Below are 11,652 nucleotides of genomic sequence, written 5' to 3'. Positions count from 1 at the left end.
TTAAGTGCGGGGGCGGACCTTGTCGCGGCCACGCTTTGCTTCCATGTACGAAACATACGATATGCCTTCGATGCGCCTTCAAAAAAGTGCGGAAGATTTGATATCAGCCTGCCGGAAACACGTAGTGGCTGCGCCAGGGCCCGCAGCAATTCATTCCGGCCGGATTCCCCCTCACGACCACCTTCAACCGGGGACGGAAGACTCAGCCATCCCCCTCACCACACCGGACATGGCCCGTTCCGGACGCGTCCTCCATTCTCAATCAAATCTTATTTCAAAAAGTTCACAAACCCCGTAATAACAAAAGTATTAACCAGATTGATAAACAGGCTGCCTACAAGCGGCACAATAAAGAACGCATCCGGGGATTGACCGTATTTTGCCTCCACAGACTGCATATTTGCCATTGCCGTCGGAACTGCACCAAGCCCGAAACCGCAGTGGCCGACTGCAATCATAGCAGCATCATACGTCTTACCCATGAATTTAAATGTAATAAACACCGCGCAGACAAACATCAGCAAGGTCTGGGCCAGAAGGAGCAAAAGCATGGGGACTGCCAGATCCGCAAGCTGCCACAGCTTCAGTGTCATCATGGAAAGCGCCAGGAAGATTAGGAGCGAGATATTGCTTATAATGGAAATCTCCGGAAGTCTCAGCTTCAGGCGGTCCGTATTGTCTGCAATGTTTCTTATAATGGCGGCAGCCGTCATCCCCCCAACCGATGCAGGAAAAGACAGCCCTGTTTTTGCCAGTAAATCCGAGACAAGACATCCAAGTGAAACAGCAATCAGAAGCTGGTATGCCCCTACGGTCAATGCCCGCTCACTGGAGCCGCCCGACGCTTTTCCCAGCTCTTTATCGTCCAGCTTCACGGAGACAGCCGCCGCATCGGAACTCTTTAAATGGTAATGCTCGATCAGGAAACGTCCGGTCGGCCCGCCGATCAGGCTGCCTGCAACCAGGCCGAATGTAGCGGCGGCCAGCGAAATTGTGTTGGCATTTGCAAGTCCTGCCTCTTCTAAAACGGGAGCGAATGCTGCCGACGTTCCGTGGCCTCCTGTCATGGGAATCGAGCCTGTGGCAAGGCCTATGAGCGGATCAATCCCCATCAGCTTTGATAGCCCCACTCCAAGCAGGTTCTGGAATACAACCACGACAGAGGAAATAATCAGGAATATAATTACTTGCGGCCCTCCCTTCTTCAGCAGCTTCCAGCTTGCTGTAAAACCAATTCCGGAATAAAACAGCAGCATGAAGAAGTCTTTGAAAGCCATATCAAATTTTATCTCGAAAGCTCCCGTTTCATGCCCGATAAGGATTATAACCGTACATAACAGGCCGCCGACTACAGGTACCGGTATACAGTATTTTTGAAGAACCATAACCCGGTTGCGGATTGCCTCGCCGGCAATCAGAATAACGATCGCTATTGCTATTGTATGATATACATTTAATTCAATTGTCATAGTTATTACCTCCCTGCCTTCTCCTTCTGAAAATTATACCAATGCTTTCCCCGCTTCCATCAAAGTCTTTCCGTCTGCCACAATCGTCGCATCTTTCATAATAAGATCATAGTGGCAGGATGCCTTCACAACGCCCCCCAGCGTGATGCTTGTTCCGATTCCGATATGGGCCGAACCATACACACCTTCATCTTCCAGCATAAATCCCATAAAACGGCACTGAGGATTCAGCCCCACGCCCATCTCAGCTATATTATAGACATTTGGGTCCTGTTTAGCCGCCAAATCTGCTTTTAGCATTTCAGCCTGCTTTCCCCCCTCTATCGAAGTTATGAAACCGTTCTCCACAGTAAGGCGTACCGGTTCATCCAGAACACCGATTCCGATATAGGGAATGCTGGCATCCGCCACTATCACTCCATTAGCCGTTCCCTCCACCGGCGACACATTGGCCTCGACGGTGGGAATCGTGGAAAATTCACCTTTTTCAACCATGCAGTAGAGGGAATTTCCTCTTCTGCCGGCTGCCGAATATCTGAGGTTTGTCCCGGCTGCCGTCGTCAGTACAATTTCACCGGAACCGGCCAGAGCGGCTGCCATCGCCTTGCATACCACTTTTGCCTCCTCAAAATTGCACTCAATGCCGCCGTGAATCATCATATCTTCACTGAACTGGGTCAGAACAACGCCTCTGGAACCGTTCTGTGTCGCCTCCTTGACGGCGTTCGTATGGGTAATGGATTTTCCGACAATGGAAATGAAAGCGTCGCTGGTTTTCATGGCAGCCGCTATGGTTCTTGGAGGTTCCTGGCTGTCCTGTTCTCTTGGTTCCATAATTGTGAGAATAGGATGCGCCCCTACCCGGTATACGGCTGCCGCCACGGCCTCTGCGATTCTCATTTTAGATTCTTCCGTGATAATGACAACCTCTTCTCCCGGCTGCACCTTGACACAGGTGCTGACCACTTTGTCTGCACCTCTTGACATTAAAATCTTCTTCATTTTGATTCCTCCTTATATTGTATTTATTCTATTTTCTATATTCTATAGAATTTATATGGGTAAAAAAAAGAAGTTTCCTTCTTTTTTATGGTGTATCTGGACTAGGTGTTTCTTCGTTCCGGGACGACCGGCAGCTCTCTATGTATTTCTGGCCGTTTCGGATATGCGTCACCATAGCCTGCTGCGCCTGCTCAAGCCGGTGATCCCTTATAGCTTGCGCTATTGCAACATGCTCATGGTAAATCTCATTCCTCCGCTTTTCATCACTGGCAGAATATTTCATATCCCGGGCAATAACCGTATTCAGCATGTCGAGCAGTCTGCAAAGCATCGTATTGTCGGCAGTAAGATAAATTACGTCATGGAAACTTTTATTGATTCTGGAAACTTCCATAATCCCCTCAGTTTCTTTTTCCTTCTCGATAATGTCGAAGAGCTGCTTCAGGGCATTGTCGTCAAAACGATCGATGGCCTCTTCAAGAGCCATCTTCTCGAGCGCTATCCTGCATTGATAGGCCTCCCTTATCTCCTCCTCGTCGAGTTCCTTCACAATTGCCCCGCAATAAGGTACAATCTCAATAAAACCATCTCCCGCCAGCTTCTTGAAAGCCTCTCTGACCGGAGTGGCGCTTACCTCCATCTGTTTGGCCACATGTTTCTCCTGAAGTTTCGTTCCTGGAGGAAGTTCACCATCCACAATCGACTGAACAAGTATTCTGTATACCTTTTCACTCAAAGGCATTTTCCCCACTGTTGGTAATTCGTTAATCAGCATTATTTCTCCCATCCGCGGGAAGACCTTCTATATTCTATAGAATATAGCATCTTCTTCTCCGTGTCAATACTTTTGTATTATTTTATTATAATGAAGTTTGACTCTAAAAGCAATATTCCGTCACTTTTTCTTGTTGTACCATGATAAAACTGATATAATAATTTTATCATGAAAGTTTGGAGGGGTAACATATGAAAGGTAATGTAATTGTCGGCCAGTCAGGCGGACCAACCGCAGCCATTAACTCCAGTCTTGCCGGTGTATACCGGACTGCCATCGACAGAGGGGCGCCAAAAGTATATGGGATGCTGCACGGCATTGAAGGCTTGTTAAATGAACAATATATTGATTTGTCGGAGCATATTGAGACCGATTTGGACGTAGAACTGTTAAAGAGGACCCCGGCCGCCTATCTCGGCTCCTGCCGCTATAAACTGCCGGAGATTCATGAAAGCATCGAGTCCTACGAAAAAATATTCGAAATTCTTGATAAACTTAATATAGAGTGTTTTATTTACATAGGCGGCAATGATTCTATGGATACAATCAAAAAGCTTTCCGACTATGCGATTATCAAAGGATATCCGACTAAGTTCGTAGGAGTCCCGAAAACGATTGATAATGATCTCGCCCTCACCGATCACACGCCGGGATACGGCAGCGCCGCCAAATATATCGGCACATCCACCAAGGAAATCATCCAGGACAGCAGCGCTCTCGTTTACAGCAAAGGTCTTGTTACCATTGTTGAGATTATGGGACGTAATGCGGGTTGGCTGACCGGTGCGGCCGCTCTGTCGGCCGGGGAGGACTGTGAAGGCCCGGACCTTATCTATCTGCCTGAGGTTGCCTTTGACATCGAGGATTTCCTCTCACGCGTAAAGAAACTGCTCGAGAAGAAACCGTTTGTAATTGCCGCTGTTTCCGAGGGGATCCGTCTGGAAGACGGTCGGTATGTCTGCGAATTAACCGACGGAGTGGATTTCGTAGATGCTTTCGGCCACAAGCAGCTGACGGGAACCGCCAACTATCTGGCGCGCCGTCTTTCCCAGGAAATCGGCTGCAAAACACGAAGTATCGAGCTAAGCTCCCTCCAGAGGGCCGCTTCCCATCTGGCATCCAGAATCGATATCCTGGAAGCCTTCCAGGTCGGAGGCGCCGCCGTCAAGGCCGCTGACGAGGGCGATACCGGGGAGATGGTTATCCTGAAGCGGATTTCCGATGATCCGTATCAGTGTACAACGGAGCTGCGTAATGTACACAAGGTTTCCAATGTCGAAAAAACCGTTCCCAGAGAATGGATTAACAAGAACGGCACTTATGTGACCGAAGAGTTTATCAGCTATGTCCGCCCATTAATCCAGGGAGACGTTTCCCCTGTAATGGTAGACGGAATACCGAGATATCTGTATCACAAGAAAAAATAGAGTAACGGTACATGCTGTCTGAACTGTTACAAAATAGTATTGTTACCGGAGCTGTGCAGTAATCAGGGATTTGCAGATTACCGCTTCTCCGGGTAGGCACAGGAGCCTGTTCATGCGGCCCCTGTGTCTTTGACTTTTTAAATTCAGAGGTGTTTGTATGACGTCAACCGATGTTAATGTATATTTAAAAAATCTGTCATTCTGGAATCACATCTCCGATGATGATAAAAGACTGATAATCGACAAACTGCATTTGCTGCATTACGAAGCGGGCCAGTCCGTACACTCAGGCGAGGATGAGTGTCTGGGCGCCCTGATTATCCGCCGTGGCATACTGCGTACATTCCTGCTGTCCGACGACGGAAAAGAAACCACCATGTTCAGACTCAGGGAAGGCAGCATCTGTATTCTGTCAGCATCCTGCATCCTTTCCGCCATCACCTTTGATGTTCAAATTGAGGCGGAAACGGACTGCGATGTGCTGCTGATTCCCAGCGCCGTATTCCAGTCGCTGATGAAGAACAATATATATGTTGAGAATTTTGCCTACCGGCTGATGACAGAGCGCTTCTCCGATGTCATCTCTGCCGTGGAGCGCATGTTTTTTATGAATCTCCGGCAGAGGATCGCGGTCTTCCTGATTGACGAATCCGTGGCCCAGCGTTCCTCAACGCTGGCTCTTACCCAGGAACAGCTTGCCAAAGCCATAGGAAGCGCCAGAGAGGCGGTGAGCCGCAACCTCAAGCTTCTCGTCAAAGACGGTTGCATCGAAATTTCCAGAGGTACAATCAATATCCTGGATAAGAAAATGCTTTACGAGATTATCTCAACTGAAGGGTAGTTTTCACCAAAAGACCGGACAGGGGAAAAGGCGGCAGAAAGAAAAGAGACAGGAACTGCCGCCGCAGTATTCTCCTGTCTCTTTCTTCATTCTATTACACACATTCCGCTTTCTGCAATTCCCGTATCCTACTTCTGCAATGCCTTTTCCAGAGTCTGATAGGACTGTACGCCAACCATCTGGTCCTCTACCTTGCCGTTTTTAAAGACAATCAGCGTCGGTATGGACATTACCCGGTACTGCTCCGCAAGTTCAGGCTGTTCATCGATGTTGACCTTCGCCACGCTGTAGCCGCCTTCCGCCAGTTTTTCCACTACCGGTCCCTGCATTCTGCACGGACCGCACCAGGGAGCCCAGAAATCAACGAGGACACTGCCCCCTTCTGCATTTAATACTTCTTTATCAAAATTCTGTTTTGTGAGTTCTTTTACGTTTGCCATAATTCATCATTTCCTTTCACTTAAATATTAAACCGTTATGTTAGCTTATTGTGGACTTATTACTACGATGATTGTATTATAAATATAAAAATGCCGCTGTTCTGTGACTAAGTCACAAACCATAAGCAGGATTAAATTTTATTTACGGAGGTACCGATAATGAATAACTTGCAACCGTCCTTTCGTTTCGCGCAGAGAAAGGATACGGGACTGATTCTGGCCTTTATCAAATCGCTGGCCGAATATGAAAAAATGGCCGGCAACGTCATTGCGACCGAGGAACTGCTGGAAGAATGGATTTTTGACAAGGGAAAGGCCGAAGTGCTGTTTGTCGTGGAGAACGGCATTCCCGTCGGTTTCGCCCTTTTCTTCCATAACTTCTCTACCTTCCTCGGAAGAGCCGGAATCTATCTCGAGGATCTCTTTATTCTCCCGGAACATCGGGGAAAAGGCTATGGAAAAGCAATTCTGAAAAAACTGGCGGCCACAGCCGTGGAACGGGGCTGCGGCCGTCTGGAATGGAGCTGCCTGGACTGGAACCGGCCAAGCATTGATTTCTACCTTTCCCTGGGTGCGGAGCCGATGGAAGATTGGACAACCTACCGGTTCAGCGGAAATTCCCTCAAAAAAATGGCAGAAACTGATAGTTAACGGTAAACGGCCAAGCATTGATTCAGCGCATCCGGCCTGTTACCCGCGGAACATATTTTCCACGTAATTCTTCATTTCCTGTCTGCTCTCCACCTCTCTGGAACCGTCGATATAACGCTCCTGCTCTTCATGAGACAGGGCCGCAAAACGGTTCAGTATATCTGAATGCTGCGCCAGTTCCATGGTGAAGCCGATTGGAAGTTCATGATTATCGATCATATTCATCACCTCATCATTAGAATGCGCGGATTTTATAATTATATGTAAAATTATTTTAAATGAATCAAAAATCTCCCCAGGAGACCGTACAGGACCGGTACCTCGGGGAGATTTTCCGATTTTATAAGAAATTAATTCGCCGCTGCTTTCTTAGCCTGCATTTTCCGGATTACCGGTACCAGGGCAAAAACAAGAATTACAACAACAATAACGATAGCGATAGGCCTGGAGAAGAAGTACGGTACCAGACCGCCCTTCGTCGCCGCGATTATCAGGGTCCGTCTGAAGTTTGACTCCAGAATATCAGCCAGTACAACACCCAGTACGAGAGGCGCCGGCTCAAAGCCGTAAATCTTCATCAGATAGCCGAGAAGTCCGAATACGAGCATAATTACCACCTCGTACATGCTGTTGCTCAGGGCATATGTACCGATGCTGGCAAGAGCCACGATAATCGGAACCAGCACGGAGTTTGGCACCAGACAGATTCGGGCCATATGTTTTGCCATAGATACTCCGATGATACCCATCAAAATATTTGCAAACAGGTAACCCAGGAAAATGGCATAGGTTGTCGGAGCTTTGGAGCCGATAAATAAGTCACTGCCCGGCTGAAGGCCGTGCATCAGCAGCGCGCCGTAAAGAATCGCGGTAACGGGGCTGCCCGGAATACCCAGTGTGAACAGCGGAATCATGGCGCCGCCGCAGGCCGCGTTATTTGCCGACTCGGAAGCTGCAATTCCAACGATAGAGCCTTTGCCGTATTCTTCCGGATTCTTAGAGGTACGTTTTGCCATACTGTAGCTGATCCAGGCTGCGATTGATGCACCGGCCGCCGGGATAAAGCCGACAAAGGAACCGATAACCGAGCTTCTAAGCATTGTCGGCGCCAGCTTCTTTCCGTTACCCTTGCTCCAGCGTTTTCCCTTCAGACCGGCGCTGGGATCCTCCACAATCGTGGAACCCGTACCGCGCATCAGCTTCTCCACCAGAATCAGTACCTGGGAGATGGAAAACAGGCCAATCAGAATCGGAGTCGAATCAAGTCCGTCCTCCAGCCAGAGCTGTCCAAAAGTAAACCTTGAAACACCGCTGATGGAGTCCATTCCAATACAGCCAATCAGCAATCCAAACAGAGCGGCAAAAATACCTTTCGCCTGATTTTCACCGGTAAGGCCGGCTACTACAAGCACGCCGAAGCAGGCTACCAGGAAGTATTCCAGTGTGGAGAACATCAGGCTGATCTTTCCGAGTGCAGGAGCAAACAGAATCAGACATATGCCTCCAATGATTCCGCCCACAACGGACGCTACCGTAACAACGGAAATCGCTTCCATGCCGCGCCCCTGTTTGGTCATCTCATAACCATCCATTGTAGTGGCGGCAGAAGCTGCCGTACCAGGAGTGTGACAGAGAACAGCGGTGATTGAACCGCCGTAAACGCCTGTGGTGTACATGGCTGTCATCATAACCAGAGCTGCTGTCGGGCTCATGGAAAAGGAGATCGGGAGCAGAAGGGCAATACCAACGGACGGCCCGAGACCCGGGATAATTCCGATAACCATACCGCCTACAACGCCGACAATTAATGCGATTATGACTTCAATTGACATGAATGAGGTCAGCGCGATCGATAAATATTCTAACATTTAATCTCCCTCCTCTTACAGATAGCGGAAAAACCGGCCCAAAATACCTATTTTATAGATAGGAAGGTGCAGAATAACTACAAACACGATAAACGCGAGGATTGTATAAAGCACGGTAATCAGCAGGTTAATCTTGAATGACTTCAGTTTCAGATACTTTTGTGTAAAAAGCATAAATATCGGGGTTGCAATCCAATATGTAATATATCGAAATCCAAGATAATAGATAAAGATAAAAAACATAAACAGGAATGCATATTTACTATTTTTAACAGTCAGCGGATAACTGTACTCCCCCATCTGTTCTTTTGTCAGGCGAAGCCCTTTTAATATAATGAAAACTGCGCAGACAGCCATGAGGACGGTCAGTGCAACCGGCAGATAAGCGGCCTGCCCCGAAATCTGCACCGCATTAACAAGCACGGCGGCGCAAAACAACAGCAGAACCAGGCCCACCCACACATCTCTGTGAAATTTCTTACTCATATCGACAGACTCCCTTTCTTTTGTCAGGTCATTTAGTGTTGCTGCCTGCCGCCCCGCTCACATACGAGGGGGACGGCAGGCAGAGTTAATTCACTATTATTCAGCAGAGCCCCAGATCTCCTTACGGGTATCTACCTGACTCTCAAGCAGTTCTTTGAATGCTTCACCGGAGGTGTTGTCAAGCTTCAGTCCCAGTGCCGCCATATTGTCGACATACTCCTGATCCTCCATCACCTTTAACATGGCCTCTGTCATTTTAGCTGCAATCTCAGGTGACACATTCGTCGGATAGAAGTAACCGCGTGCTGCGAATGCCACGAAATCCTCGCCTGTTGCCTCTTTTACAGTAGGTACGTCCGGCATAAAATCACTGCGTTCTTCGGAGAAGACACAGGCAATTTTCATCTCACCGGACTGATATGCGCTCTGTACATCGGAAATGGAAGCAAAGAATACGTCCGTATCACCTGCCAGGAACATACCGCGGCTGTCGGAAGCGCCGTCTACCGGTACTACCGTAATCTGAGTTCCGAAGGTCTTATTAAACCACTCTGCCGTAGTTGCATCGCCGTCGGTAATACCGGTCGCCTGGGCAGAAACAAGAACCGGATTTGCTTTTGCATACTCGATAAAGCTGTCCAAGTCGGTAAAACGTGTGTCATTGCTGCGGATCGCCATTACATTGTAGTCGATTGCCTGGTTAGCCAGAAGCTGCACGTCGTCCAGATTGTACTGGCGTGGGTTGTCCGGATCCAGTTCTCCCATGGCATAGTTATGATTAATAAGTCCTACCGTATATCCGTCGTCATAGTCGCCGGTAATTAAATCGGTCCAGGCAATCCAGCCGCCGGAACCTGTCTGGTTCTCTACAACCACATTTACGCCCAGCTCCTTGCCGAGAGCCGTCGCCATATTACGCGCTCCGATATCGGTACCGCCGCCTGCTGAGAATGGGCAGACAAGTGTGATTGTCTCTGCCGGCCACTCGCCTTTTGCTTTCTTCGGAGCTTCGGCCTCCCCGCCCTTTTGTGCTTCTGCCTTTGTCTCTGATGTACCCTGGCTTCCTGAACATCCCGCCAATGTAAGCGGCATAACCGCTGCCAATGCAAGCGCCAGTAATTTTGTAGTAGTCTTCTTCATAATTTTCCCTTTCCTTTCTGATATATATATGTATAAATATAATTTCAACTCACGTCCGGGCAAGTAGCCGATATCCGCTATATTCCGGCGCGATTTAAATCCTGATTTCTTTTGTTCAATTTTGTCTTATTTTTAAAATTATCATATAATAACATGGCCAAATTTACCAACAGCTTTTCCCTTTACCTCAACAGTCAAAAGGTTGTAGTTGTTCTTTCATGCAGTCAGGATGTGACATTTTTCTACAGCACATTTTTCTATGCCTCGAACGCTTCTTAAATTTAATACCAAATTTCCATATTAATTACAAGATAAATAATTGATATTCTTCTTCCAATATTAGGGAATTTCTGAATTATTTATATTATTAATAATTCTTTCACACTTATATATCATTTCCACAGCCATTTAGCTGTTATCATAATAAAAAAACCTGTTGGACATTATGCCACTCTCTTTTTTATACTGGGATTACCGAAAGGAATTTACAGACTATTAATAAAAATGCATACATATAACATTGGAGGTTGAATTATGACAAAGCGTGAACGAATCCAGGCAGCTGTAAAAGGAACTAAACCGGACAAATTACCCTATTCCTTATGGACCCATCTTCCGGGCATCGACCTGGACCCTGCCCTGCTGGCAGAAAAGACTTATGAATTCTACAAAACTTATGATGTGGATTTTATAAAGACTATGAATAACGGCATGTACCCAATTGAAGATTTCGGATGCGAGATTGACTATTCGGAAATTGCCAAAGGAGGGGTTGCCAAAGTAACCAAAACTCCGGTTAAGGAAGCAGCCGACTGGCTGAAGCTGACTCCCTGTCCGATTACAGAAGGCAGCCTCGCAAGGGAGCTGACCTCCCTGAAGCTCCTGCTTGAAAAAACAAAAGGAGAAGATGTTCCTGTTCTGTTTACCGTATTCAGCCCCATAACGACGGCCGACAAGATTTCCGGCAAGACGATGCTGACCCATATCAGGGAAGGCCAGGGCGAGCTTGTAAAGAAGGCGCTGGATATTATTACCGAAACAACTATGGCTCTGACTGCAGAGGCCATCCGCCTTGGCGCCGACGGCGTATTTTTTGCTTCCCAGATGAGTTCCTATGACTCCATGACTGCGGAGGAATATCTGGAATATGGCAAGCCATATGATTTAAAGGTTCTGGAAGCGGCAAAAGACGGCTGGTTCAATACAATTCATGCCCACGGAAATAATATCATGTTCGACATCCTGAAAGATTATCCTGTTTCCGTTTTCAACTGGCATGCCGGTGAGACTCTTCCGGAACTGGACGAGGCTTTCCTCATGACGGGAAAATGTCTGATGGGCGGCCTTAAGCGTATGGATATCACCAACGGACATAAGAATGAGATTCAGAACCAGATTTACGATAGTTTTAAAACGCTCAGGGGCCTTCACCAGATCCTGACTCCTGGCTGCGTTATCCGTTATCCGCTGGATGACGAAATGCTCGCGTATGTAAAGAGAGTAAAAGAATATATCGAAGGGAGATTTAACTGAGGTTGGGAGGACGCGTCCGG

The 11,652-nt window shown here is 47.7% G+C and carries 12 protein-coding genes; 4 read left to right on the top strand and 8 right to left on the bottom strand.

The genetic code is table 11. The features are described 5' to 3' along the window. Window positions 1–269: 269 nt before the first annotated feature. From gltS to CLOSYM_RS15060, 3 genes are all read right to left on the bottom strand, one after another. The gene (gltS, locus tag CLOSYM_RS15070) at window positions 270–1,469 is read right to left on the bottom strand and encodes a sodium/glutamate symporter (RefSeq protein ID WP_003498078.1); all 1,200 of its coding nucleotides are present in this window, start codon (window positions 1,467–1,469) and stop codon (window positions 270–272) included. A 33-nt stretch (window positions 1,470–1,502) separates the two neighbouring features. Continuing rightward, on the bottom strand, window positions 1,503–2,471 hold the full coding sequence (locus CLOSYM_RS15065) for an aminopeptidase (protein WP_003498080.1): 969 nt from the start codon (window positions 2,469–2,471) through the stop codon (window positions 1,503–1,505). A gap of 85 nt (window positions 2,472–2,556) precedes the next feature. Beyond that, window positions 2,557–3,258, bottom strand: coding sequence for a GntR family transcriptional regulator (locus tag CLOSYM_RS15060; RefSeq protein WP_021642755.1), 702 nt, complete (start codon window positions 3,256–3,258; stop codon window positions 2,557–2,559). Window positions 3,259–3,437: 179 nt separating this feature from the next. Between CLOSYM_RS15060 and CLOSYM_RS15055 the strand changes: the two genes are divergently transcribed. Next, entirely contained in the window at window positions 3,438–4,673 is a 1,236-nt protein-coding gene (locus tag CLOSYM_RS15055) for a 6-phosphofructokinase (protein ID WP_021642754.1), read from the top strand. Window positions 4,674–4,830: 157 nt separating this feature from the next. Then, window positions 4,831–5,514, top strand: a complete 684-nt coding sequence (locus tag CLOSYM_RS15050; protein ID WP_003498085.1) for a Crp/Fnr family transcriptional regulator — start codon at window positions 4,831–4,833, stop codon at window positions 5,512–5,514. A gap of 128 nt (window positions 5,515–5,642) precedes the next feature. Here the strand turns inward: CLOSYM_RS15050 and trxA are convergent, their stop codons facing one another. Then, window positions 5,643–5,954 (bottom strand): thioredoxin, encoded by a 312-nt coding sequence (gene trxA / locus CLOSYM_RS15045; RefSeq protein ID WP_003498087.1) that lies wholly within the window; start codon window positions 5,952–5,954, stop codon window positions 5,643–5,645. A 159-nt stretch (window positions 5,955–6,113) separates the two neighbouring features. Here trxA and CLOSYM_RS15040 point away from each other — a divergent pair, with 159 nt between their 5' ends. Beyond that, entirely contained in the window at window positions 6,114–6,605 is a 492-nt protein-coding gene (locus CLOSYM_RS15040; protein WP_021642753.1) for a GNAT family N-acetyltransferase, read from the top strand. 39 nt (window positions 6,606–6,644) lie between these two features. On the opposite strand, the gene CLOSYM_RS15035 is transcribed toward CLOSYM_RS15040, so the two are convergent. The 4 genes from CLOSYM_RS15035 to CLOSYM_RS15020 all read right to left on the bottom strand — a co-directional run bounded on the left by CLOSYM_RS15035 (window position 6,645) and on the right by CLOSYM_RS15020 (window position 10,099). Beyond that, entirely contained in the window at window positions 6,645–6,824 is a 180-nt protein-coding gene (locus tag CLOSYM_RS15035; RefSeq protein WP_024738709.1) for a hypothetical protein, read from the bottom strand. A gap of 131 nt (window positions 6,825–6,955) precedes the next feature. Continuing rightward, window positions 6,956–8,473 carry a tripartite tricarboxylate transporter permease gene (locus tag CLOSYM_RS15030; RefSeq protein WP_003498098.1) on the bottom strand — a complete coding sequence of 506 codons (1,518 nt, stop codon included), beginning with the start codon at window positions 8,471–8,473 and terminating at the stop codon, window positions 6,956–6,958. Between the two features lie 15 nt (window positions 8,474–8,488). Then, on the bottom strand, window positions 8,489–8,959 hold the full coding sequence (locus tag CLOSYM_RS15025) for a tripartite tricarboxylate transporter TctB family protein (RefSeq protein WP_003498101.1): 471 nt from the start codon (window positions 8,957–8,959) through the stop codon (window positions 8,489–8,491). Between the two features lie 96 nt (window positions 8,960–9,055). Beyond that, window positions 9,056–10,099, bottom strand: coding sequence for a tripartite tricarboxylate transporter substrate binding protein (locus tag CLOSYM_RS15020; RefSeq protein ID WP_003498103.1), 1,044 nt, complete (start codon window positions 10,097–10,099; stop codon window positions 9,056–9,058). A 534-nt stretch (window positions 10,100–10,633) separates the two neighbouring features. On the opposite strand from CLOSYM_RS15020, the gene CLOSYM_RS15015 reads away from it, so the two are divergent. Further along, window positions 10,634–11,632 (top strand): uroporphyrinogen decarboxylase family protein, encoded by a 999-nt coding sequence (locus CLOSYM_RS15015; RefSeq protein WP_003498104.1) that lies wholly within the window; start codon window positions 10,634–10,636, stop codon window positions 11,630–11,632. Window positions 11,633–11,652: the final 20 nt, after the last annotated feature.

Origin of the sequence: [Clostridium] symbiosum ATCC 14940 (assembly GCF_000466485.1) — a bacterium.
Lineage (GTDB): Bacteria > Bacillota > Clostridia > Lachnospirales > Lachnospiraceae > Otoolea > Otoolea symbiosa.
The sequence above is the reverse complement of the archived record's forward strand: the minus strand, read 5'-3'. Positions and strand labels throughout refer to the sequence as shown.